This window comes from Pseudomonas sp. AC136 (genome assembly GCF_979258585.1).
Genome location: NZ_OZ409865.1, coordinates 2,086,222 through 2,109,555, shown reverse-complemented (window position 1 = coordinate 2,109,555; position 23,334 = coordinate 2,086,222). Strand labels below are relative to the sequence as shown.

The following is a 23,334-nucleotide window of genomic DNA, read 5'->3' as shown; positions in this document are numbered from 1 at the left end:
GGGTTTTTTTATGGCTGGTCGATCGGCTGCGCGTCGGCATTGCGGCGTTGAAATGTTTTTTTGAATGCTCATTGGCTACAGCCAACTGCGCTTCAAAAAACCATTTCGCCTTGCACTGCTCTAGCTCGCTCGATCTCGAGAGGCGGCGCGGCTCGTATCGCAACGGCAACGGCCAAAGCCTTTCCCGCAGGTGCCGGGTTGTTGTGGGAGAGGCTTTAGCCTCGAGTTTTTGATCTTATGGCGGGGTTATACGGCTGCCGTGGAGGCGGGTTTCGCCACCATGCTCTTGGCCGGCCTATACAACACCGCCCAATACGACCCCAAACAAATCAACCAACAAAAAATCGCCGTCCACAGGTTGTGGGAGAAGAAGTGCGCGCCTTGCAGCATGCGGCTCACGGAGAACACGGTGCCGAGTGTGAGGGCGAAGACGAAACCTGCACGGGCCCAGCGGGGTTTGCGGTCGCGCCACACGAAGTAAAGCGCGAATAACGTAAAGCCCGCTGCGGCGTGACCGCCTGGCCAGCAGCGGCCGGGTTTGTCGGTGGCGGGGCGGTGGCTGAGCAGGGGGCTGTAGGTTTCCTGGCCGCCAAATTGGCTCAGGCTCCACGGACACTGCACGGCGGTGACCGCTTTCATTGGCGTAACGAAACTGGTGGACAGCCCCATGGCCAATACCAGGTAACCCAGTTCTCGCCGCATTGGTTTCAGGCGGTTGATAAAGAAGCTGCCGACGAAGCCAAGAATGGCCAACACGGCGAAGGCGATCACGGCCTGTTTCGCGCGGTCGTGCAGGATGTCTTCGAGAAATGCGCTGTGTTTTCCCACAAACCCCACGCCCGGTGTGTACATCAGATTGGCCAGGGCGAAGTCCAGTTTGGTGGGTTCGATCAATAGCAGTAACGCGGCGATGGCCAGAGGAATGCCCAGGGCCAGGCGCAGGTTCAGGCGGTGTGAAAAAGTAGTGAATGGAGTCGACGACATGCTGAGTCCAGGCGTAGCGGAAGTAGCGTGCATGCTGCTCCAGGCGCTGTCAGCATGGCGTTAAGTTGTCGTGAAAAAATCGTGAAAGCCGCTTCAATCATTAAATGTTGAGGTAATGTCGCGCCCCGTGACGTGCCTGTAACGCCCCGCCTCAAGGAACCGCCATGCGCATTCTGATCGTTGAAGACAACCGCGACATTCTCGCCAACCTTGCCGATTATCTGGGCATGAAAGGCTACAGCGTCGACTGCGCGCAAGACGGTTTGTCGGGTCTGCACCTGGCGGCAACCGAGCACTACGACTTGATCGTGCTCGACATCATGATGCCCGGCATGGACGGCTACACCTTGTGCAAACGCCTGCGTGAAGACGCGCGTCGCGACACGCCGGTGATCATGCTCACCGCACGCGACCAACTCGACGACCGCCTGCAAGGCTTCCGCTCCGGCGCCGACGATTACCTGCTCAAACCTTTCGCCCTGTCCGAATTGGCCGCCCGCATCGAAGCCGTGCTGCGCCGCAGTCAGGGTGGCGGTCGGCGCATTTTGCAAGTCGCCGACTTGGTGTATGACCTCGACACCTTGCAAGTCAGCCGCGCCAGCAAAGCCCTGAAGCTCAACCCCATCGGCCTGAAATTGCTCGCCGCGCTGATGCAGAAAAGTCCCCACGTGCTGCGCCGTGAAGTATTGGAAGAAGCGCTGTGGGGCGACGATTGCCCGGACAGCGACAGCCTGCGCAGCCACATTCACCAACTGCGCCAGGTGATCGACAAACCGTTTGAATTGCCGCTGCTGCAAACCGTGCACGGCGTGGGCTATCGCTTGGCGGAAGTCACCGATGGAGTTTAAGCAAAGCCTGTCACGCCGCATCGTTATTGCGTTTGTACTGATGACCACGCTGGTAGCCGCCGCCTTTGCCATTGGCATTTATATGGCCGTGCACATGCTTGAGGAAAAGCTGATTTCCGGCGTCCTCAGCGGCGACCTCGACCGCCTGCTGCACATGGACAACATGGATGAATGGCGCACCCGTCCCGAGCCCGACCAGTTGTTTTACTTCTCCGGCGGCCACGGCGATTTCGCTCTGCCGGATTACCTCACGGGCATGACGCCAGGCTTCCATGAAATCTTCCGCGACGACTCGTCGTATCACGCGTTTGTGCGCGTGGTGGCGGGGCAGGAATATGTGTTGCTGCAAGACCAGAGCGAGTTCGAGGAACGCGAGCGAACGCTGTACACCACGGTGTGGATTGGTTTCGTGTTGTGCGTGGCGCTGGCGGTGTTGCTCGGACAATTTCTCGCGCGCAAGGTGATCGAGCCTGTGTCGCGGCTTTCGCGGCAGGTACGCCACCCCGATCAGCTGTTGTCGATGGCGCCGCCCTTGGCGCCCAATTACGCGGCTGATGAAGTGGGTCAGTTGGCTGCCTCGTTCGACACGACGCTGGGGCTGCTACGTCACGCCCTGACGCGTGAGCGCTTGTTCACCAGCGATGTCAGCCACGAGCTGCGAACACCGTTGATGGTGCTTGCCAGCTCGTGCGAATTGCTTTTGGAAAACCCCAACCTCGACGACCGCGCCCGCGCTCAAGTGCAGCGCATATTTCGCGCCTGTGAAGATATGCGCGCCTTGGTGCAAACCTTCTTCCTGCTGGCGCGGGCGCAGAACACCGATGTCAGCCAGATTCCTACCATCAGCGTAGAAAGCGCGGCCTGTGAGCTGCTCGAACAGTGGCGTCAGCCCATTGAAAGCAAGGGGCTGACGTTGAACTACCGCGCCGTGCAGGTGCTGGACGGAGAGTTCAACGCCACCCATTTGCGCACGGTAATGAGCAACCTGTTGCGCAACGCCCTGCATTACACCGACAGCGGGCACATCAGCCTGACCTTGGTGGCCGACGGTTTTGAAGTAGAAGACAGCGGCGTCGGTATTCCCGAGGCTCAACGTGAGGCCGTGTTCCAGCCCTTTGTGCGCGGCGACAGTCAGCGCGGCGATGGTTTGGGGCTTGGCCTGTCGTTGGTGCAACGTATCTGTGCAAGCCAGGGTTGGGATGTCAGCCTCAGTGCAGCGCAACCGCGAGGATGTTGTTTCAAGGTGGTGTTGGTGCCTAGGCGCAGTTAAACGGGTTGCCGGTGGATAGTCGTTATTTGGCCGATATTCGGTAGGAATTTTCGGAACTTGGCCTCCATTGTGCACACAAAGGCTGTTACATTCGTCGTCGGTCAGGGCTTACAAGAACTCACCCGACCACGCCAGCGCCTTCCCAGGCCTCAAGGATATGGTCGCCCCACGGGCGGCAGCTTTCTATCTTCTGTACAGGACATCACGCATGACACTAGCGCTGCACTCGCCGACTCCCGGTCTGTTCGAACAATGGTGGCAACAGCAGGGCGAGTGGGTTGAAGAGCCCAACAGCAGGCGCGGCGGCACCAGCGGTGTTCAGCGAATTCACGACCGAGACGGCAGCCTGTTATATGCCAAGCGCCAAGTCGGCCACATCTACCACAGCTTCTTCCATCCGTTCGGCCGCCCTACGGTGTTGCGCGAAGTAAAAGCGCTGACCTCGTTTGCGCGCTTGGGCATCAACGTGCCGAAAGTGGTGTATTGCGGCGCCGAGCGCGGTGTCGATAACGCCTGGCGCGCCCTACTGATCACAGCCGACATGAAAGGCTTCATTGAAATAAACCAGTGGCACGCTGGTGGCGGGCGCGAACGTCACGGCGAAGCGTTTCATGGGCGAGTCATGCAAGCGGTGGGCGCCATGATTGCGCGCATGAACAACGCGCGCTGGCAGCACAACTGCCTGTATTCCAAGCACGTGTTCATTCGCGTGGAAGGCGAGGGCGAGCACGCCACCTTCGAGGTGGGCATGCTGGATTTGGAAAAGTCGCGCCGTCGCCTGACCCGTCAGCAAGCCGCTCGTCACGATCTGCGTCAATTGCGCCGCCATTCGTCGTGGAGTTCAGCAGATTGGCAACAGGTTATCTATGGTCATTCCACGGCGTTTGGCAGCGCTATCAAAGGGTTGTGACATGAAGCTAGATATTGCACGAGGTATTTTCCTCATCGGCGCGTTGGGTGTGGCTTCTTTGGCGGCGGCGGCCTGGCATGAACCGGGCCCGGAAGTTCTGCATTCGGCCTCGGCGGCCAAGCAGTGCTCGATGCCCGCGAAATTGAAGTCGGCCGTGGCCGTTCGGCCCGACCAGGATTTGCTGCTACTGATGTTCGGCCTCGCGCAAGGCGGCACCCGCTAAGCCCTAGCTTTTGTGGGAGCGGCTTTAGCCGCGATAGGCGTTAAGCAGATCAATGACAGTGTCGCCCAGTCGCTCCCACAAGGTTTGACTGGGCCGGGCCTCGCCCCGCAGGTCGCGCTCCCAGGCGTGGTGGCTTATCATTAGCCACCTAACGACACCCGCCCGGTTCTGCTTCCCATGTTCGCGATCATCGCCGCCACCTTCGGCATCACCATGCCGGTGTTTGCCATGCTGTTTCTCGGCGTTTTCCTCAAACGCCTGGCCCTGATCGACAGCCATTTCATCAATACCGCCTCGGCGCTGGTGTTCAACGTCACCATGCCGGTCATGTTGTTTCTCGCCATTATTCACGCCGACCTCAGCACCGCGATGCAGCCTGCCGTGCTCGGCTACTTCGTGCTGGCGACCGTGGTGGGCTTTCTGGTGGCGTGGGGCTGGGCGATTTGGCGGGTGCCGGTGGCGGATCGCGGCGTGTATACCCAAGGGGCGTTTCGCGGCAACAACGGCATCATCGGTCTGGCCCTGGCCACCAGCCTTTATGGCGACTATGGCCTGTCGCTCGGCGGCATTCTGGCCGGCGTGGTAATCCTCTCCTACAACAGCCTTTCGGCCATCGTGCTGGCTATCTATAGCCCCAGCGCCAAGTCGGACGTGTGGAGCATCAGCAAAAGCATCATCTGCAACCCGTTGATTATCGGCGTGCTGTCGGCCATCCCGTTCGCGTACTGGAAAATTCCATTGCCGGTCTGGCTGACGACTTCCGGCGAATACCTGGCGCAACTGACGTTGCCGCTTGCGCTGATCTGCATCGGCGGCACCTTGTCGCTTGCCTCGTTGCGCAAGAGTGGGGCGCTGGCTGTCAGCGCTAGCCTGATGAAAATGGTCTGGCTGCCAATTATCTCCACCGCCGGTGCGTTCGCTTTTGGCTTTCGCGGCGCCGATCTGGGCGTGCTGTTTCTGTACTTCGCCAGCCCGACGGCAGCGGCCAGTTTTGTCATGGCCAAGGCGGCCAATGGCAATCATGAACTGGCAGCGGCAATCATCGTTATCACCACACTGGTGGCGGCGATCACGACGAATATCGGCATTGTTTTCCTGCAATGGGGCGGTTGGATGTAAGCCGCTGACCCTGGGCGGTGTGAGCCATTCGGTAACTCTTACAAAATGTGTCGCAAGGTCATTGTCAGGCTCGTGAGCTAGCGATACCTTTGCCGCCTTTCGCACGCTAAAGGATTACGCATGCGCTCCCTGCTGTTGTTCTGCCTGGCCGCTTTCTGCGCCTGTGTCGTGGCTGAACCTTCTGCTGACTTGCAAAACCCGGTCGCCGGCTGGCGATACTCCGGGCTGCTTGAGCGCGCCGACGATGCGCGCGTGGCGTACCCGACGCCGCCGATTGACCGTGGCGCCCAGCGCGGTCGCACCCTTATTCAAGGCACCCTGAAAAACCTGCAAGGCAGCCGCCAGCCCCATCGCCTGGTGGTCAACGGCAATCCGCTGCCGCTGTACACCGACGACCAAGGCCGCTTCGTGCGCCCTTACAACATGGGCGCCGGTTCCAACAGCGTGGAAGTGGTGAGCGGTGACGGCCAGTCGCTCAAGCGTGTGCAGTTTTACGAAGCCAATCACAGCAAAACCCCCGCCCAGGTGCGTATCGCGCTGGGCTGGGACGACCCCAAAGCCGAACTCGACCTGCACGTGGTTACGCCGGACGGTCAGCACGCCTTCTGGGCCGATCCGGTAATGAGCAACGGCGGCGGGTTGGACACCGACAGCGTCGACGGCCCCGGCCCCGAGATGTTCACCATGACCGCGCCGCTGCACGGCCGCTATCTGGTGTTCGTCAACTACTGGGGCAACCTCAACAATCAGGGTTACAACTTCGACGAAGGCAGTAACCAGAACGAAGTGATCACCGCGCAAATAAACCTGGTGTTCAACGAAAACACGCCGAACGAAAAACGCGAGACCTTTATCGTGCCGTTGCGCGGTATTGGCGATCTGCAACTGATCAAGTCATTCAACTATTGAGCTAGCGCCCGCACGCGGCGCCTGGCTACCAGCGACGCACGGACGAATTGGGGTTTCTTACATGAGCGATAACACCACCCAGAACGGGGAAACCGGTTCCACGGAAGGCAAAGCCGGGCGCAAGCGTCGCGTGCTCATCGCCCTGGCGGTTGCCGTGCCGCTGGTCGCGGGTGCCGGTGTGCTTGGCTGGTTGCAGCAGCACATGGCACCGCCGCGCACGCTGGCCGACGCCAGTGAATTGCAGCTCGACCTGCAACATCCGCAGGTTCTGATCGAAAGCGAATCGCTGAGCCGTCTGCCCAAAGACCTGCTGGCCGTGCCGCTGCTGCGCGACACCCTCACCGAAGACCTGGTGTTCTATTACGAAGCCAACCCGGATCGCCTCGGCATCACCGGCAGCCTGCGTCGCATCATCTACGAACACGACCTGCAACTGCAGGACACCCTGCTCGAACAGTTGCTCGACCAACCGGCCCAGGTCGCCCTGTGGCGCGGCGCCGACGGCAAGTTGAAAAACTTCGTGGTGCTGATGGAACGTGGCGGTCTGGCGCGTTTGCTCGAGCCGCTGGCCCACGTGGCCACCGACGACACCCAACTGCGCAAAGTGGCCGAGCTGCAAGTGGATGGCGACGCCGTGCCGCTTTACCGCCTGCGCTACAACGGCGAGCGCGCGCTGCTGTTCGCCAGCTACGGCGACAAGCTGGTCATGCTGTCCAACCCGAGCATGTTGCTCGAAGGCGATTACGACGGCGCCAACCTCGGCAAGGGCGCCACCGAAGCCGTGGAAGCCATGCTCAATGGCGACACCGTATTCACCGAAGCCTTCGGCCTGAAAGAGCGCGGCGAGCTCAAGCAGCGTATTTCCCTGGGCAGCGATTACGTTGCCATGGGCTACCAGCGCTTTATTCCAAGCTTCGCCGGTTTGCGTTTTGAAATGGACGGCGCTGGCTGGCACAGCTTCCTGGCGCTGAACGACAGCGGCGAAAAAACCAACCTCGACTTCAACCCCATCTGGCGCGCCATGCCCATGGGCGCCAGCGCCTGCGTGGCGTTGCCCGTTGCGCCAGCCGTGCATGAAAAAATGCTCGCCAAGGTCGGCGCCCAGCCGGATGTAGCCAAGCAACTGGCCGAGCACATGACCGGTGCCGCTGGCCTGTGCTGGTATCCGAATTCGCGCCTGCACAGCCCGTTGCTGGTCGGCCAACTCGACGACAAAGCCGGCACCAGCCTGGACGAGAATCTTGGCAAGTTGTTCGGCTCGGTGATCGGCGCCTGGGAAGCCAACGTAGAAGGCGGCATCTTCCCGCTGAGCGACGAAACCCGCGCAGACGGCACCCATGTCTGGCAGCGCGAAGTCAGCTCCAACTTCGGCCAATACCCCGCCAGCGAAGCCGAAGTGCCCGACGCCATGGCCGCCAGCGGTTTCTTCCGCGTGAGCATGGCGCGCCACGGCTCCACGCTGCTGTTCTCCCTGGACGACAGCATCGTCAACAAAGGCCTGGACGCGCTGAACAAACGCTTCCCGCCGTTGGCCGACGTATTGCCCAAGGACGCCGTAGTGCCGGCCTACCTGGCGCCGTCCACGCTCTCGGCCTTGTTCGAACAGGAAACCCTCGACGCGCTGCCCAGCGACATCGAGCCGGTGTTCCGCAACGCCGCGCAAACCCTGTTGCTGCCCAAGCTGAAAGCCTTGGCCGGACACAACAACTACGCCCTGACCCTGCCGGCCGACGCCGCGCCGGACTCCAACTGGCAATGGCTGCCACTGGAGTGGCGTTCGCTGTGAAATCGCGCGCTGCCATCACGCTGGTGCTGCTGGGAAGCCTCTTGCTGCCCACGCTCGCCTGCGCGACTGCATCGGCCATAACGCCGCTGGATGCCGAGCAGTCGCAGATTTTCCGCGCCTGGTTTGTGCGCATCGCACAAGAGCAACTGCGCCAGGGCCCGAGCCCGCGCTGGCATCAGCAAGACTGTGCCGGCCTGGTGCGTTTTGCCGCCAACGAAGCTCTGAAAGTGCACGACGCCAAGTGGCTGCGCGCCAACGGCCTGAGCAACCGCTACCTGCCGCCAGAACTGCAGGTGCAAAACGAACAACGCAGCCTGGCCCAGCAATGGCAGCAGGGCGGCGGCAAGGTTGGCCCGTACGTCAACGCGATCAAACTGATTCAGTACAACAGCCAATTTCTGGGCCGCGACCTTAACCAGGCGCGCCCGGGCGATCTGATTTTCTTCGACCAGGGCGATGAGCAACATCTGATGATTTGGATGGGCCGCGAAATCGCATACCACACAGGCACCACCACGCCGACCGATAACGGCATGCGTTCGGTCAGCGTGCAACAACTCATGAAATGGAAGGACACCCGATGGATACCCGACGATTCCAATCCGAACTTTATCGGCATCTATCGCCTGCAATTCCTCGCTCGATGAAACTGGCCCTAGCTCTGGTCGCCAGCGTGCTCCTGCCCCTGAGCAGCCTGCACGCCGAAGACACGGTAAACCCCAGCGGCTATTCGCCCGTGGGTGGCGAGTCGTTCTTTCTGCTGGCCGATGCCAGCTTCGCCACCGACGAAGTGGCCCAGGTGCGCCTTGAAGCGCCCGGTCGCGATTACCGTCGCTACACCATGGAACCTTACGGCGGCGTGGACATGCGCGTGTACCGCATCGACCAGCCGCTGGAATTCCTCAAGCGCCAAAAGAACCTGCACCGCGTCGTCGCGGAAGGGCAGTTCAAGGGGGAAGGGCTGTCCAACACGCTCTCGTACCTGTGGGATAACTGGTACCGCAAGTCCCGCCGGGTGATGCAGCGCGCGTTCTCTTATGAGTCGCGCAAGAACGTCACCGAAGAAGCGCCGGAACTGAAAATGGGCACGGCCATCGCCACGCCCACGCAATACGAAAACACGCCGCAATTTGCGCCGATGAAAGGCCTGCCACTGGTGGCGCAATTCCGCTATCCGCTGTGGGATGCCAAAGCCATCCAACCGCCTAAAGGCGTGGAGTTGGCCGGTTCGTCCAGCGACTTCGTCAGCGTTAACCCAGGCAATGTGTATGTGCCGTTGGGCAAACTGAAACCCGGCTTGTACCTGGTCGAAGCGCTGGTGGGTAAATACCGCGCCACCACCATGGTGTTCGTCTCCAACACCGTGGCGGTGAGCAAAATCGCCGGCGACCAACTGCTGGTGTGGACCGCGCGCAAGCACGAAGGCAGCGTCGTGCCCAAAGCCAAGGTGCTGTGGAGTGACGGCCTGGGCGTGATGAGCAGTGGTGAAACCGACGAGCAAGGCCTACTGCGCCTGAAACACGCCAGCCCCGAACGCTCTTATGTGCTGGGCGAAGACAGCGAAGGCGGCGTGTTCGTCTCGGAAAACTTCTACTACGACAGCGAAATCTACGACACCAAGCTCTACGCCTTCACCGACCGCCCGCTGTACCGTCCTGGCGATTGGGTGGAAGTGAAAATTCTCGGCCGCGAATTCAAAAACGCCCGTGATTCGGTAGCGCCCACCAGCGCGCCGGTGAAGCTCACCGTGCTCGACGCCAACGGCACCGCCCTGCAAACGCTCGACCTGAACATGGACAGCAAAGCCGGTAGCCAAGGCCGCTTCCAGTTGCCGAGCAACGCCGTGGCCGGTGGTTACGAACTGCGTTTCGGCTACCGCGACCAGCAATACAGCAGCGCCTTCCGCGTGGCGGACTACATCAAACCGCACTTCGAAATCGCCCTCGACCTGGCCAAGCCAGACTTCCGGACCGGCGAAGAAGTGAAAGGCAATCTGGTGCTCGTCTACCCCGACGGCAAGCCGGTAAAAGACGCCAAAGTGCAACTGACCTTGCGCGCCCAGCAACTGTCGATGATCGACAACGAATTGCAGTACCTCGGCCAATTCCCGGTTGAACTGGCGACCACCGAAGTCACCACCGACAGCCAGGGCCGCGCCGAGCTGAAACTGCCCGCCGCCGACAAACCCAGCCGTTACCTGCTGACCGTGTTCGCCAGCGACGGCGCGGCGTACCGCGTGAAAACCAGCAAGGAAATCCTGATCGAACGTGGCGCCGCCCGTTACCGCCTCAGCGCCCCGCAGCGCTTCAGTGCGGCTAAGGAAAAAGTGCGCTTTAGCTACCGCAGTGAAACCGCTGCCGGGCAGAAAAAAGAAAGCCACAAACCGGCGCACTACGAATGGGTTCGCCTGGAAGACCAGAGCAAAGACGACGGCAGCCTGGCCGCCGACGCCGATGGTTTCGACCTGAGCTTCGAACGCCCTGGCAGCTACAGCATCACCATCAAAGACAAAGACGGCCTGATCCTCGGCGCCACCGGCCATTCGGTCAGCGGCGAAGGCGTGAAAGCGGTCGCTGGCACCATTGAAATCGTGCTGGATAAAGCCGAATACAAAGCCGGCGAAGAAGCCCTGGCCTTGATCACCTTCCCGGAACCGGTGGGCGATGCCCTGCTGACCCTGGAGCGTGATTCGGTGGAAGCCACCGCCTTGCTGAGCAAAGGCGCCGACTGGCTGAAGCTGGAGAAACTCAGCGACACCCAATACCGCGCGCGCATTCCAGTTACCGAGCAGTTCTCGCCGAACCTGACCTTCTCTGCCCTGTACACCAAAGGCGGCGACTACAGCTTCCAGAACGCCGGCATCAAAGTGGCGGCGCCGCAAATCGACATCGCCATCGCCGCCGATAAAGAGCAGTACCAACCGGGCGACTTGGTCACCATCGACCTCACCACCCAGTTCGCCGGCAAGCCGGCCGGTACGCGTCTGACCGTTAGCGTGGTGGACGAAATGATCTACGCCCTGCAACCGGAAATCGCGCCGAGCATTGACCAGTTCTTCTACCACCCGCGTCGCAACAACGTGCGCACCAGCGCCAGCCTGTCGTTTATCAGCTACGACGTGGCGCTACCGGGTTCGCCCACCGCGCCGGGCAAAGCCAACCGCAGTGACCGCAGCGTGAAAGTGCTGGAGCGGCCGCGTCGTGAAGAAGTCGACACCGCCGCCTGGCAGCCTGACTTGGTGACCGACGAAAACGGCCACGCCAAGCTGACCTTCCGTATGCCCGACTCCCTGACCCGCTGGCGCATCACCGCGCGCGCCGTCAGTGACGCCGGCACCGTGGGCCAGAAGAAGCAGTTCATCCGTTCGGAAAAACCGCTGTACCTGAAATGGAGCGGGCCGACCCAGTTCCGCGCGGACGACCAACCGGCCATGGGTGTGTTCGTCTTCAATCAGGGCGAGCAAGCGACCAAAGCCGAATTGGTCAGCCACTTCAACGGCCAGGAAAAGCGCACGCCGATTGACCTGGAAAAAGGCATCAACTACCTGCCGCTGCCAAAAGTGCCGGTCGCGGCGGGCGAGTGGAAAGCCGAGCTGTTGCTCGACGGCAAGCCGGTGGACGCCCTGAGCGTCACCCTGCGTACCGTTGGCAAAGGCTGGCAAGACCTGCAAACCCAGCGCGTGGCCGCCAACGCCGGCGCCAATGCCCTGCAACTGCCCAGCGACGCCCGTGACATCAGCGTGCGCCTGGACGACAGCGCTAAAGCGTTGTTCAACAGCAACCTCGACGACCTGCTGGAATACCCCTATGGCTGCGTGGAGCAAACCGCTAGCCGCTTGCTGCCGTTGAGCCTCGCCTATCCATTACTGAGCAAGGCCGAGCAGGGCAATGCTGAAGGCGGGCGCATTGAAAAACGCGTCACCGACCGCTTGCGTCTGATCATGCAGAACAGCCGCCTGCGACTGGTGCAAATGGCCGGGCCGGAAGCGTTGTTCACCTGGTGGGGCGAAGGCGCCGAGCCGGACGCCTTCCTTACCGCTTACGCCTACTACGCCGACTGGTACGCCAGCAAAGCGCTGGAACTGAGCCTGCCTGCCGATCACTGGCAGCGGGTGATGGACATCTACGCCAAGCAGGCCGCGACTACGCCGCTGCTGCAACGCGCGCTGATCCTGGATTTTGCCAAAGACATGAACCTGCCCATCAATACCCTGGTGGAAGGCTTGATGACTGACCTGACCAACCACGACGCGCAGACCAAGGCCGACGCCGAAGTGGCAGCGAAAGTCGATGCCGCGACCCAAGCGGGCAGCAACGGCGAAGCCGAAGTGGCTGCCGATGCACCGCGCACCGACGTGGCCAGCGTGCAACCCGCCGACGCCGAGCCGACCCCGAGCGACGATGGCCTGACCAGTCTGGTTCTGGCTGCACCGAACTCCAAGCTCGGCCTGGCCGTTGCCCGTGTGCTCACCGCCGAACTGGCCAAGCAGAGCAAAGTGACCGCGCCTGCTGCGTTTAGCGCGCAGCTGCCGGCCGCGCAAGAGGTGGTGTACGCCAGCGAGCATCCGTTCGTGGCCAGCCTCAAAGCCAAGCTGGCCGGCGTCGATCAAGGGCAGGCCAAGGCCTTGCTGCAACGTCTGGCGCCTGAGCAGTCGACCCTGGAACGCGCCCTGGCGCTGACCTGGCTGCAAGCGGCCAGCCAGCAAAAAGCCGCGGCCAGTGAACTGAAACCGGGCGAAGGCTGGCAGGCGCAACAGCGCGCCAGTGGCGAAACCCAGTGGGTGTGGGTCGGCAATGGCGTGCCGAGCAACCTGGAACTGCCCGCCTCGGTGACCGAGCCGGTTAACGTCGCCGTTAGCTACCGCAGCGCGCAGAGCAAACCGGGCGTGTTGCCGGTGACGCTCAGCCGCCGTCTGCTGCGTCTGGTGCCGGGCGATGCCGCGTTTGAGTTCAGCGTGAAGGAAGTCGGCGAAGGCGAAGCTATCTCCGGCGACGACCTGTACCTGGACGAAGTGAGCCTCAGCAGCGAAGACGCCCGCGCCCTGCGCTACGGCTTGCTGGAAGTGCCGCTGCCGCCAGGCGCCGACGTGGAACGCACCACCTGGGGCATTCAAGTCAGCGGTCTGGATTCCGAAGAAGCCGCGCCGCTGGAAAAAGCCCGCTACGAAGACGGTCAACTGCTGTACGCGGTGCCGGTCGACAGCCTGCAAGGTGGCCTGACCGTGCGGCACTTGGTGCGCTTCTCGCAGAAAGGCGAATTCTCGCTGCCGCCAGCGCGCTACGTGCGCATGTACGCGCCGCAAGATCAGGCACTGGAAAGCGAACCGAGCTACGGCAGCCTGAAGGTCGAGTAAGCCGTGCGCCTTGGCTGGTTGTGCATTGTGTTGTTTCCCCTGCTCGCCAGAGCCGGGGACGCACCGCTGCAACTGGCCATTGGCGCCGCGCCGGACACGCAACTGCTGCACCTCAATCAGCAAGGCGTGACGAGTCGCGGCCCATTGCCGGCCGACCTCAGCGCGCCACTGGGCAGCCTGTGGAAATTGTTCGTGTATGCCTATTTGGTCGACACGCACAAACCCGAAGTGGGCTACACCTGCAAAGGTCAGGACCGCGACGAGGTGTATTGCTGCAAAGCCGGTGAACGCATCGAACGCGATCAGGCGCTGACGCAAAGCTGCGGCCTGTATTTTTCCCCCGCCAATCTCAAACTCGATGCCGCCGATTGGCGCGCCTACTGGCAGCAACGCCAGGCGCCGTTGTGGCTGAGCGACATGGCGCAGTTGCAGCCGCAACAGCGCGTAGCGGTTGGTGAACTGCTGCAACAACTCGCCAGCTTGCCGGCGCAGGAGCAGGCGCGTCGGGTGCTGCTCGACGTGATGCTGCATGCCCCCGACGGCGCCACCCTCGGCGCACTGGGCAGTCGCTTGCGGGTGAAAACCTGGAGCTGGCTCGCCGACCACGATGCCCAGGCGCGCCAAGGTGGTTTCGCCGGCTGGTTAGTGGACGGCACCCCGGTTTGGGCGGGCGGCGTGGGCACCAGCCAGCGCATTCTGAAAAACTACGCGCAAGCCTTGGGCGCTGCGCTGCCGACACCGCCACCGCTCGACCAGGGCCGCTGCGTGCAGGTGCAATTGTTCGCCCGTTACCCGGTTCGGCAAGTGCGCAGCAAAGCCAGCGGGCAACTGGTCGGCGCCGGTGCCTTGCGCGGCGACTACGAGGTGCAGTTCGCCAACGGCAACCGCTTGCCCATCAGTAGCGAAGGCGAGTTGTTTGTCGGCGCCGATGGCCAGCTCACCGCACGCCTCAGCCGCGAAGACTACGTCGCCCGCGTGCTCGACCGCGAAGCCTCGGCGCAACCGGCCGAAGCGGCGAAAGCCCTGGCCGTGACCATTCGCACCTACTTGCTGCAAACCGCCACCCGCAACGGCGAATGCCTGAGCATCAGCGACAGCAGCGCCAGCCAGCGCGTGGCACCACGCCCGGCCAGCGAAGGGGCCCGACAAATTGCAGCCTGGACCACCGATCTGGTGTTAGCCGGCAGCCCGGTGAACTACCACAGCGACAAAGCCGGAACGGATCGTCTGTCTTGGCAAAACGCCGTGGGGCAAGCCGGGCAGGGCCTGCGCTACGACGCCATTCTCGCCCGTGCCTTTCCCCGCGCCAGCCTCAGCCGATGGGACCAACCCACCGCCGCCTGCCAGGCGCTCGGTAACGCCGAGGAGTGGTTGAAAAACCAGCAGCGCGGCTGGCGTGAGCGCCTGCAACGCGAGCCCGGTTATGTGGAAACCAGTGATTTCGCCGTGTGCCAACTGAGCGGCGGCAAACCCCATGTCGACCGTGAGCGCCAACGCATTTTTGTTCGAGGCTTCTACTCACTGCAGGACCGCCTCGACCTGACCCACGAATACTTGCACCTGGCCTTTGCCGCACACCCCAACGGCCAGGACGAAACCTACATCGAAGGCCTCGCCCGCCACCTACTTCTGGAATAGCCCCATGCGTGTACGCCTGACTGAAATCGCCCTGTTCCTCGCCTGCTTGCCGCTGGCGGCGCTCGCCACCGACGGTGTGCAAATCGACACGCCGGTTGGCGGCTGGCGCAAAGGCTCCGACGAGGGCGCGCACTTTATGCAGGAAGTGAATTACCCCGCTTCCTCGGTGAACAGCGCGGCCGACCAAGCCAACACCGCGCGCATTGCCGGGCAGATCACGGCCACGCCCAAAGACGCGAGCAAGCCGGCGCGCTTGATCGTCAACGGCATCAGCATGCCGCTGAAAGTGCAGGAAGACGGCAGCTTCGACCGCCCGTTCGTGTTCCCCTCCGGCAGCAACAGCGTGGAAGTACGCAACGCCGAAGGCACCGCCAAACACCGCGTGCAGTTCTACAACCGCGGCAGCGGCGAAACCGCCGCCAAGCTGCGCGTGGTGCTGTCGTGGGACAGCGACAACACCGACCTCGACCTGCACGTGGTCACGCCCGATGGCGGGCACATTTGGTATGGCGATCGTTCGGCTGCCAATGGCGGCGCGCTCGATGTGGACGTGACCACCGGCTTCGGCCCGGAAATGTTCGCCTCGCCGACGCCACTGAGCGGTGAATACCTGGTGTACGTGAACTACTTCGGCGGCGGTTCCAGCAGCGATGAAGAAGGCGTGGAAACCCCCGAGCAAATTCTCACCACCGCGCAGGTCACCGTCATTTCCCAGGAAGGCACCGCCAACGAAAAGCAGGAATCGTTCATCGTGCCCATGCGCGCCACGGGCGAGTTGACCATGGTGAAGCGCTTCAGTTATCCCTGAGGGTTTTGCCGCCGGGCTCAGTGCAGTTCCGGCGTGGCCCGCAGCTGGCGCAAGCGCTCGCTGAGCAGCAAACGCTGCGCCGTGTCTTCGCTTAACAACAGCGCGTGTTCCACGTCGTAACGCTCGGCCTGCGGGCAGTCGAGCTGGCGGTAAATGTCGGCCCGCGCCAAGTGATCGACCAGATTAGGCGAACCGAGCAACAGCACCCGCTCCGCATCTTTCAACGCCGCCAGCGGCTCCTGCGCCTGCGTGTGCAAACCACGCAGATTGCGCGACAGGCGTTGCAGCATCTGCCGCGCAGTGCAGCTTTGCAGGTGCGTGGCATGCAGCTCCGCTTTCGGGCCCAGGGTGCGCAGCAGTAACTCGCGGCAGTCGCGGGTATACAGACGGCGCCCGCTGCTGGGGTCGAGCAGATGATCGGCGCCAGGCACACGCAGCAAAAAATGGCCGGGGAAATTCACGCCTTGCAGAGGAATGTGCAGGCGCTCGGCCAGCTCCAATGCGATTAGCGCCAACGACAACGGTTGTCCACGCTTGCGCAGCAGCACCTGATCGAGCAGGGCGGAGCGGGGCAGTAGAGGGCTGCTGTCGTCTTCGTGGAAATCGATTTCGCCCAGGCGCCGCAGCAACGGTTGCGCCAGTTCATGGGCGGGCAGATGGGGCAAGCCGCTGCTGACCTGATGAACCAAACCGGTGAATTCGCGCAGCACCTGTTGCGGCACCAGGCTGTCGTCGTGCTCAGCCGCAATCCATAGCGCGGCTTCGAACAGCGCAGGCGGTTCACGGTCCAGACAGGCAAGGCAGGCTTGGCGTGGGGTCATGGGCTTCTCCGGGTCGCCCTAGGGTTGTAGCGGTTAGCTAACACTTCGTCCAGCGCGGCGTTATGCCTGGCTTTGCGCAACGCGGCCTTGCTTATGCTCGCCTGGTCAGTTGGGTCGTATGCGGCCACCTATACTGCTCGGAACCACAACAATAAGGAGTCATCACATGTTCGCTTTAATGGAAGCGGCACGTGTCGAGGCCCTGCACTGTTTCAACGATGCGGCCACCGGGCTTCGGGCCGTTATCGTCATTCACAACAGCCGACTCGGCCCAGCGCTGGGCGGTTGCCGCTACCTCAGTTACCCCGACGAAAAAAGCGCCATCGACGACGCCGTGCGCCTGGCTCAGGGCATGAGCTACAAAGCCGCGCTCGCAGGCCTAAGCCAGGGCGGCGGCAAGGCGGTGATCTTGCGGCCGCCCGGCGTAGACAACCGCGCCGCCTTGTTCGAAGCGTTTGGCCGCGCCATCGACAGCCTCGGCGGCCAGTACATCACCGCCATCGACAGCGGCACCCTCAGCGCCGACATGGACTGCGTGGCGCAATACACCCGCCACGTCACCAGCACCACCAGCGCCGGCGACCCGTCGCCCCACACCGCCATGGGCGTGTTCGCTGGCATCCGCGCCACTGCCCAGGCGCGCTTGGGCAGCGACGACCTGGAAGGCTTGCGCGTGGCCATTCAAGGTTTGGGCAACGTCGGCTTTGCCCTCGCCGAACAGCTGCACGCAGCGGGCGCCGAACTGTTGGTCAGCGACCTTGACCCCGGCCGCGTGCAACTAGCCGTTGAGCAGCTCAACGCCCGGCCGGTGGCCAACGAAGCGCTGCTTTGCACACCGTGCGACATCCTTGCGCCGTGCGGCCTGGGCGGCGTTTTGAATTCGGCCAGCGTGGCCAAGCTGCGCTGCTCGGCGGTGGCAGGCGCGGCCAATAACCAACTGCTCAGCGCCAACGCGGCGGATGAACTGGAAGCGCGCGGCATCCTCTACGCGCCGGATTACGTCATCAATTCCGGCGGGCTGATTTATGTCGCCCTCAAACATCGCGGTGAAGAGCTGCCAGCCATTACCGCGCACCTCACCCAAATCGATCGGCGCTTAACGGAAATTTATGGCCACGCACAGGCAGACAAACGCTCGCCCGCGCGGGTGGCGGATGCGTTGGCGGAAAAGATTTTGTACGGGAGTCGATAATAAGCAGCGTAAAGAATGTCAAATATAAGGATTTGTAGCGTAGGGACTAAGAGTGTTCTTACCCTTATTGCAGTCCCGTACAGCTGAACCAAGTAAGGGCAAATGTATACGCTCTTCCGACACGCTTCTTCTACTGCGTGTTGGAGTTTGATCATGAACAAATCACTATTGCTACTTGCACTTTCATTGTCACCGCTAGTTGCCGATGCCGCGACTGCGTGGACACCCTGGAATCGCACCTATGTCCGTCTTGAAAACGATGGCAACATCGCCTGTGCTACAGGCACTGATCGCAAGGAGTGCAACTGGGACAGTAAAGGCGTGCCTTCAGCCAACACCCCTTCATTAGTATGCGGCGTAAAACATTTAAAACTGCATGGTATTACCGGGTACGACTACGTTGACCATTGGTGCAATAAAGCGTACGCGGATATTTACGCTAAGTGGACGCTGGCAAACTTTTCCGGATTCGACGTTTACCTCTCCGAGAATCCAGCTGGGGACCTGATGTGCGACTCGGCCAATGGCTCGGACTGCTACTGGTATCACGCTACGACTACGATTCTACCGTCCAAGCCAATCAACCCGCTGGTGTGCGGCCCCATCCACAAAGCCATAAAAGGCGAAAACGCCGATGGCCCCGACCACTGGTGCCACCAGGGGCGGCTAGTCGCGGACTATCGTGATTTTTCCGAGAACGCTTGGGCCAACGCAACTTTTGATTACGAGCGTGGCTGGGCTGGAATCGGCTTTGGTTTAACCGGCACGCAACGCGGAGCGCCGGAGTCGATGAGGATTACCAGCAAGGAGGGTCACCAGGGGCTTGGAATCAGATCGCTCGTCCGGGACGCGCAATGGTTTAAGCAGCATCCCACCGGTCCATACAGTACGGCGGACCGGGAGGCGCAAGACGATTTATTTATGTACAGCAAAAAAGTCTGGCAAGCAGACGACGAGCCCATTGTGGTCATGCATATATATCGGCCTAAAGGCACCACGGTGTCGTTGCGTATGCCGTCTATATATAACAACCGCGGCGCTGAAGATAAGCGTTGGCCCGGTATATGGTTAAAGCCAGAGGGAATTCGCTTGAGAACGGTTCAGGGCGATTATTTCGTAGCGGATGCGGCATTGGAAAATTCAGCGGGACGTTGGTGGACCCTGGGGATGAAAATTACCAAAGAGGGCGATATTGAATATTACGCGGCAGCAGATTGGCGAGACTCGCCGTTTGACTCTTCGCTTTTGCGTGGTGAACAAAGCACATTATTAGGCTCGTCAGCGTTCAATGTTATTCGTCAGGCTGACGCCGTCGTGATGATCTCCAATGTATTACCTGACAACAGCGAAGCAGTTATTGGCGATATTCGCTATGGCTTGAAAACCAAGGGACAGAAGACTGTGCCTTAACATTTAGTCAGGAGCGAATAACCCGGAGGTTATTCGCTCCACCCGCATTTACAGATCGATTTCGCCTTCAGCCTTGCGCTTCCAGCTGTCGTTACCCGGCAGCAGCAAATTCAAGGCGATGGCGACGATGGCACACAGGGCAATGCCTTTGAGGCCGACGTCATCCGGCCCGGTGCCGGTGCCGACCAGCACGCCGCCGATGCCGAACACCAGGGTCACCGACACAATCACCAGATTGCGCGCTTCGCTGAGGTCGACCTTATGGCGAATCAGCGTGTTCATGCCTACCGCTGCGATCGAGCCGAACAGCAGGCACAAAATGCCGCCCATGACCGGTACCGGAATGCTTTGCAGCAACGCGCCGAACTTGCCGATAAAGGCCAGCACGATGGCGAAGACGGCCGCCCAGGTCATGATTTTCGGGTTGTAGTTTTTCGTCAGCATCACCGCGCCAGTCACTTCGGCGTAGGTGGTGTTGGGCGGGCCGCCAAACAGACCGGCTACCGAGGTAGCGATGCCGTCGCCCAGCAGGGTGCGGTGCAAGCCAGGCTTTTTCAGGTAGTCGCGGCCCGTCACGCTGCCCACGGCAATCACGCCGCCGATGTGTTCAATGGCCGGTGCCAGGGCGACCGGTACGATGAATAGAATCGCCTGCCAGTTGAATTCCGGCGCGGTGAATTTCGGCAGTTCCAGCCACGGTGCGGCGGCGATTTTTGCGGTGTCGACCACGCCGAAATAAAACGCCAGGGCAAAGCCCACCAGCACGCCGGAAATGATCGGCACCAAGCGGAAGATGCCTTTGCCGAACACGGCGACGATCAACGTTGTGAGCAATGCCGGCATGGAGATCAGCATGGCGGTTTTGTACGGGATCAACTCCGCGCCATCGCCGGATTTGCCCATGGCCATGTTGGCCGCGATTGGCGCCATGGCCAGGCCGATGGAAATCACCACCGGGCCGATGACCACCGGCGGCAGCAGACGGTCGATAAACCCGGTGCCTTTGATTTTCACGGCCAAGCCGAGAAAGGTGTAAACGAAGCCTGCCGCGACAATACCGCCCATGGTGGCGGCCAGGCCGAACTGGCCCTTGGCAAGAATGATCGGCGTGATAAAGGCAAAGCTCGACGCCAAGAAAACCGGCACCTGCCGGCCCGTGACGATCTGGAACAAGATGGTGCCCAGGCCAGCGGTGAACAACGCCACGTTGGGATCCAATCCGGTAATCAGCGGCATCAGCACCAAGGCGCCAAACGCCACAAACAGCATCTGTGCGCCCGACAGCACCGTGCGCCAGAGTGGATCGTTGAAGTCGTCTTGCATCGCTTAGGCGTCCTTCTGCTTGGTGCCGAAAATCTTGTCGCCGGCATCGCCCAGCCCGGGAATGATGTAGCCGTGTTCGTTGAGTTTTTCATCGATGGAGGCGGTGAAAATCATCACCTCGGGGTGCGCGTCTTGCACCGCCTTGATGCCTTCCGGCGCGGCCACCAGCACCATGGCACGAATGTCTTTGCAGCCGGCTTTTTTCAGCAGGTCGATGGTGGCAACCATCGAGCCGCCGGTGGCCAGCATCGGGTCGATAATCAGCGCCAGGCGCTCATCAATTTCCGGCACCAGCTTTTCCAGATACGTGTGCGCTTGCAGCGTTTCCTCATTACGCGCCACGCCCACGGCGCTGACCTTGGCGCCTGGAATCAGGCTGAGCACGCCTTCGAGCATGCCAATGCCGGCCCGCAGAATCGGCACGATGGTGATTTTCTTGCCGGCAATTTTTTCCACATGAACAGTGCCGCACCAGCCATCGATGGCGTAGTTTTCCAGGGGCAGATCCTGGGTGGCTTCGTAGGTGAGCAGGGCGCCCACTTCCTGGGCCAGTTCGCGGAAGTTTTTTGTGCTGATATCGGCGCGACGCATCAGACCTAGCTTGTGGCGGATCAGTGGGTGGCGGATTTCGCGGATGGGCATGGGGTGGGCTCCGAACGTGCTGGCAAAAAATTGTGCCAAGAGTAAAGCATTCGATATGCCAAGTGGCGCCGTGACTGGGTGGTCGCCTACATTTCCTGTACCTGCGGACAGGAAATGTCGCCAACAGATACGCCGCGCATCATTGGCGACACGTGACCGATGGGGCTTGCCCCACGCCAAGGGGATGCGTACCTTTGCCGACTTTTATTTTGACGCCTTGATCAGGTTTTGATCAGCACCTAGACCCCGTGAGGAATAGCCCATGTCCGTCGATATCGCCCACATCCAGCAAGTGATGGCCGAGGCCGATTGCCTGTACAGCAACGCCGAGGTCGAAGTGGCCATCGACACCATGGCAGCTGCCATCAACAGCGAAATGGCCGAGAGCAATCCGGTGGTGTTTTGCGTCATGAACGGCGGGCTGATTTTCTCCGGCAAGCTGCTGCCCAAACTGAACTTCCCGCTCGAACTGTCCTACCTGCACGCCACGCGCTACCGCAACGAAACCAGCGGTGGCGAGCTGTTTTGGAAAGCCAAACCCGAGATTTCCTTCATTGATCGCGAAGTGCTGATCATCGACGACATCCTCGACGAAGGTCACACCCTGGGCGCCATCATCGACTTCTGCCGCCATGCTGGCGCCAAGCACGTGCGCATCGCCGTGCTGGTCGACAAAACCCACGACCGTAAGGCGCGGCCGGATTTGAAGGCCGATTATGTGGGTATGCCGTGTGTGGATCGGTATGTGTTTGGTTATGGCATGGATTACAAGGGCTATTGGCGTAATGCCCCCGGGATCTACGCCGTCAAAGGGATGTAATGGGTAAGTAACCGATCGGCTGCGCGTCGGCCCTCCGGCGTTAAAAAGCCCTGCTGAAATGCTCATTGGCTACAGCCAACTCCGCTTTCAGCAGGGCTTTTTGCCTTGTAGGGCTCTAGCTCGCTCGATCTCGATTTTTAGTGGGTTGGGGATTTTTTTAAGGTCAAGGGCATCGCGGCTGAAGCCGCTCCCACAGGTATCGCGCTGTCTGTGGGAGCGGCTTTAGCCGCGATGCTTTTAGGGCAAGAAAGACGAGGTTCCCGCCCAATAAGCCGCGATGCTTTTTACAACCCTACGTCCAACAACACCGGCCGCTTGGCCAGCGCGTTTTTCATCACGCTTTCTACAAATTGCCGATCACTGTCGGGCAGCGCGAGGCGCGGCGGGCGGGTGAGGGCGGTGCCGCGTTGCATGATCTGCTCGCACAGCTTGATGCATTGCACCAGGTCCGGGCGGGCGTCGAGGTGCAGCAGGGGCATAAACCATTCGTACAGCGGCATCGCCTCAGCGAAGCGGCCGGCTTTGGCAAGGCGGAACAAGGTTTCGCCTTCTTTGGGAAAGGCGTTGGACATGCCCGATACCCAGCCCACGGCGCCCACGGCAATGCTTTCCAACACCACGTCATCAAGCCCGGCGAACAGCACGAAGCGGTCGCCGACTTCGTTGCGCACGTCGATGAAGCGGCGGGTGTCGCCGGAGGAGTCTTTGAAGCAGACGATGTTGTCGCAGTCGGCCAGGGAAATGAGGATGTCGGGCGTCACGTCGTTTTTGTAGATCGGCGGGTTGTTGTAGACCATCACCGGCAGGTCGATGCTGGCGGCCACGCTGCGAAAGTGCGCGGCGGTTTCGAACGGTTTGGAGGAGTACACCAAGGCGGGCATCAACATGATGCCGTCAGCGCCCACGCGTTGAACCTCTTTGGCCACCTTGCTGGCGTTGAGGCTGGTGAATTCGGCCACACCGGAAATCACCGGTACGCGCCCGGCCGAGGCGTCTTTGGCCACTTCCACCAAGCTTATTTTCTCCTCGACGCTCAGCGAGGTGTTTTCCCCCACCGTGCCGCAGATCACCAGACCCGACACGCCATCGCGTACCAGCCCGCTGATGACCGCATGGGTGGCGTCCAGGTCGACGGAAAAGTCAGAACGAAATTGTGTGGTGACGGCGGGAAACACCCCGCTCCAGTTAGGCTTGTTGCTCATGTGCGACTCCTGGGATGGCTGTAGGTAACGGACGGGAAAAGACAGGACAAACGCCCACGCGCCGACGCGGAAACGT

Annotated in this window: 19 protein-coding genes; 14 read left to right on the top strand and 5 right to left on the bottom strand. The window is 61.2% G+C overall.

Features of this window, described 5'->3' with window-relative positions:
• Window positions 1–246: 246 nt before the first annotated feature.
• Window positions 247–984, bottom strand: a complete 738-nt coding sequence (locus ACZZZU_RS09530) for a phosphatase PAP2 family protein (RefSeq protein ID WP_463550451.1) — start codon at window positions 982–984, stop codon at window positions 247–249.
• A 164-nt stretch (window positions 985–1,148) separates the two neighbouring features.
• Between ACZZZU_RS09530 and ACZZZU_RS09525 the strand changes: the two genes are divergently transcribed.
• From ACZZZU_RS09525 to ACZZZU_RS09475, 11 genes are all read left to right on the top strand, one after another.
• Window positions 1,149–1,832 (top strand): response regulator transcription factor, encoded by a 684-nt coding sequence (locus ACZZZU_RS09525; RefSeq protein ID WP_122494224.1) that lies wholly within the window; start codon window positions 1,149–1,151, stop codon window positions 1,830–1,832.
• Window positions 1,822–3,102: a sensor histidine kinase gene (locus ACZZZU_RS09520; protein ID WP_463550450.1), complete on the top strand. Its 1,281-nt coding sequence runs from the start codon at window positions 1,822–1,824 to the stop codon at window positions 3,100–3,102. The genes ACZZZU_RS09525 and ACZZZU_RS09520 overlap by 11 nt, the downstream gene beginning before the upstream one ends.
• Window positions 3,103–3,310: 208 nt before the next feature.
• Window positions 3,311–4,012, top strand: a complete 702-nt coding sequence (locus ACZZZU_RS09515) for a lipopolysaccharide kinase InaA family protein (RefSeq protein ID WP_463550449.1) — start codon at window positions 3,311–3,313, stop codon at window positions 4,010–4,012.
• Between the two features lies 1 nt (window position 4,013).
• Entirely contained in the window at window positions 4,014–4,235 is a 222-nt protein-coding gene (locus tag ACZZZU_RS09510) for a hypothetical protein (RefSeq protein WP_122494218.1), read from the top strand.
• 177 nt (window positions 4,236–4,412) lie between these two features.
• Window positions 4,413–5,354, top strand: coding sequence for an AEC family transporter (locus ACZZZU_RS09505; protein ID WP_463550448.1), 942 nt, complete (start codon window positions 4,413–4,415; stop codon window positions 5,352–5,354).
• Window positions 5,355–5,474: 120 nt separating this feature from the next.
• Window positions 5,475–6,263, top strand: coding sequence for a DUF2135 domain-containing protein (locus ACZZZU_RS09500; RefSeq protein ID WP_122494214.1), 789 nt, complete (start codon window positions 5,475–5,477; stop codon window positions 6,261–6,263).
• A 61-nt stretch (window positions 6,264–6,324) separates the two neighbouring features.
• Window positions 6,325–8,049 carry a DUF2138 domain-containing protein gene (locus ACZZZU_RS09495; RefSeq protein ID WP_463550447.1) on the top strand — a complete coding sequence of 575 codons (1,725 nt, stop codon included), beginning with the start codon at window positions 6,325–6,327 and terminating at the stop codon, window positions 8,047–8,049.
• Window positions 8,019–8,696 (top strand): DUF1175 domain-containing protein, encoded by a 678-nt coding sequence (locus tag ACZZZU_RS09490; RefSeq protein ID WP_463550446.1) that lies wholly within the window; start codon window positions 8,019–8,021, stop codon window positions 8,694–8,696. Before ACZZZU_RS09495 ends, ACZZZU_RS09490 begins: the two co-directional genes overlap by 31 nt.
• Window positions 8,693–13,402, top strand: a complete 4,710-nt coding sequence (locus ACZZZU_RS09485; protein WP_463550445.1) for an alpha-2-macroglobulin family protein — start codon at window positions 8,693–8,695, stop codon at window positions 13,400–13,402. The genes ACZZZU_RS09490 and ACZZZU_RS09485 overlap by 4 nt, the downstream gene beginning before the upstream one ends.
• Before the next feature lie 3 nt (window positions 13,403–13,405).
• Window positions 13,406–15,040 carry a DUF2300 domain-containing protein gene (locus tag ACZZZU_RS09480; protein ID WP_463550444.1) on the top strand — a complete coding sequence of 545 codons (1,635 nt, stop codon included), beginning with the start codon at window positions 13,406–13,408 and terminating at the stop codon, window positions 15,038–15,040.
• 4 nt (window positions 15,041–15,044) lie between these two features.
• A complete protein-coding gene (locus tag ACZZZU_RS09475) occupies window positions 15,045–15,848 on the top strand; it encodes a DUF2135 domain-containing protein (RefSeq protein ID WP_122494206.1) in 804 nt (267 codons plus the stop codon).
• Window positions 15,849–15,865: 17 nt separating this feature from the next.
• On the opposite strand, the gene ACZZZU_RS09470 is transcribed toward ACZZZU_RS09475, so the two are convergent.
• Entirely contained in the window at window positions 15,866–16,669 is an 804-nt protein-coding gene (locus ACZZZU_RS09470) for a transglutaminase family protein (protein WP_122494204.1), read from the bottom strand.
• A gap of 166 nt (window positions 16,670–16,835) precedes the next feature.
• Here ACZZZU_RS09470 and ACZZZU_RS09465 point away from each other — a divergent pair, with 166 nt between their 5' ends.
• Window positions 16,836–17,861 carry a Glu/Leu/Phe/Val dehydrogenase dimerization domain-containing protein gene (locus ACZZZU_RS09465; RefSeq protein WP_122494202.1) on the top strand — a complete coding sequence of 342 codons (1,026 nt, stop codon included), beginning with the start codon at window positions 16,836–16,838 and terminating at the stop codon, window positions 17,859–17,861.
• Window positions 17,862–18,014: 153 nt separating this feature from the next.
• Window positions 18,015–19,271 (top strand): hypothetical protein, encoded by a 1,257-nt coding sequence (locus ACZZZU_RS09460; RefSeq protein ID WP_463550443.1) that lies wholly within the window; start codon window positions 18,015–18,017, stop codon window positions 19,269–19,271.
• Window positions 19,272–19,319: 48 nt separating this feature from the next.
• Here ACZZZU_RS09460 and ACZZZU_RS09455 read toward each other — a convergent pair whose 3' ends face one another.
• Complete coding sequence (locus tag ACZZZU_RS09455) at window positions 19,320–20,594, bottom strand: uracil-xanthine permease family protein (RefSeq protein ID WP_122494200.1); 1,275 nt, start codon at window positions 20,592–20,594, stop codon at window positions 19,320–19,322.
• Between the two features lie 3 nt (window positions 20,595–20,597).
• The gene (gene upp, locus ACZZZU_RS09450; protein WP_122452495.1) at window positions 20,598–21,236 is read right to left on the bottom strand and encodes a uracil phosphoribosyltransferase; all 639 of its coding nucleotides are present in this window, start codon (window positions 21,234–21,236) and stop codon (window positions 20,598–20,600) included.
• A 262-nt stretch (window positions 21,237–21,498) separates the two neighbouring features.
• Between upp and ACZZZU_RS09445 the strand changes: the two genes are divergently transcribed.
• Window positions 21,499–22,056, top strand: coding sequence for a hypoxanthine-guanine phosphoribosyltransferase (locus ACZZZU_RS09445; protein ID WP_463539941.1), 558 nt, complete (start codon window positions 21,499–21,501; stop codon window positions 22,054–22,056).
• 284 nt (window positions 22,057–22,340) lie between these two features.
• Here ACZZZU_RS09445 and ACZZZU_RS09440 read toward each other — a convergent pair whose 3' ends face one another.
• Window positions 22,341–23,258, bottom strand: coding sequence for a dihydrodipicolinate synthase family protein (locus ACZZZU_RS09440; RefSeq protein ID WP_463550442.1), 918 nt, complete (start codon window positions 23,256–23,258; stop codon window positions 22,341–22,343).
• Between the last annotated feature and the right edge of the window lie 76 nt (window positions 23,259–23,334).

Bases quoted from the DNA above. Each gene is read 5' to 3' on its own strand.
- ACZZZU_RS09510 (WP_122494218.1), top strand. From the start codon at position 4,014: ATGAAGCTAGATATTGCACGAGGTATTTTCCTCATCGGCGCGTTGGGT.
- ACZZZU_RS09505 (WP_463550448.1), top strand. From the start codon at position 4,413: ATGTTCGCGATCATCGCCGCCACCTTCGGCATCACCATGCCGGTGTTT.
- ACZZZU_RS09485 (WP_463550445.1), top strand. From the start codon at position 8,693: ATGAAACTGGCCCTAGCTCTGGTCGCCAGCGTGCTCCTGCCCCTGAGC.
- ACZZZU_RS09525 (WP_122494224.1), top strand. From the start codon at position 1,149: ATGCGCATTCTGATCGTTGAAGACAACCGCGACATTCTCGCCAACCTT.
- ACZZZU_RS09460 (WP_463550443.1), top strand. From the start codon at position 18,015: ATGAACAAATCACTATTGCTACTTGCACTTTCATTGTCACCGCTAGTT.
- ACZZZU_RS09520 (WP_463550450.1), top strand. From the start codon at position 1,822: ATGGAGTTTAAGCAAAGCCTGTCACGCCGCATCGTTATTGCGTTTGTA.
- ACZZZU_RS09495 (WP_463550447.1), top strand. From the start codon at position 6,325: ATGAGCGATAACACCACCCAGAACGGGGAAACCGGTTCCACGGAAGGC.
- ACZZZU_RS09475 (WP_122494206.1), top strand. From the start codon at position 15,045: ATGCGTGTACGCCTGACTGAAATCGCCCTGTTCCTCGCCTGCTTGCCG.
- ACZZZU_RS09470 (WP_122494204.1), bottom strand. From the start codon at position 16,669: ATGACCCCACGCCAAGCCTGCCTTGCCTGTCTGGACCGTGAACCGCCT.
- ACZZZU_RS09455 (WP_122494200.1), bottom strand. From the start codon at position 20,594: ATGCAAGACGACTTCAACGATCCACTCTGGCGCACGGTGCTGTCGGGC.
- ACZZZU_RS09515 (WP_463550449.1), top strand. From the start codon at position 3,311: ATGACACTAGCGCTGCACTCGCCGACTCCCGGTCTGTTCGAACAATGG.
- ACZZZU_RS09490 (WP_463550446.1), top strand. From the start codon at position 8,019: ATGGCTGCCACTGGAGTGGCGTTCGCTGTGAAATCGCGCGCTGCCATC.
- ACZZZU_RS09500 (WP_122494214.1), top strand. From the start codon at position 5,475: ATGCGCTCCCTGCTGTTGTTCTGCCTGGCCGCTTTCTGCGCCTGTGTC.
- upp (WP_122452495.1), bottom strand. From the start codon at position 21,236: ATGCCCATCCGCGAAATCCGCCACCCACTGATCCGCCACAAGCTAGGT.
- ACZZZU_RS09445 (WP_463539941.1), top strand. From the start codon at position 21,499: ATGTCCGTCGATATCGCCCACATCCAGCAAGTGATGGCCGAGGCCGAT.
- ACZZZU_RS09465 (WP_122494202.1), top strand. From the start codon at position 16,836: ATGTTCGCTTTAATGGAAGCGGCACGTGTCGAGGCCCTGCACTGTTTC.
- ACZZZU_RS09530 (WP_463550451.1), bottom strand. From the start codon at position 984: ATGTCGTCGACTCCATTCACTACTTTTTCACACCGCCTGAACCTGCGC.
- ACZZZU_RS09440 (WP_463550442.1), bottom strand. From the start codon at position 23,258: ATGAGCAACAAGCCTAACTGGAGCGGGGTGTTTCCCGCCGTCACCACA.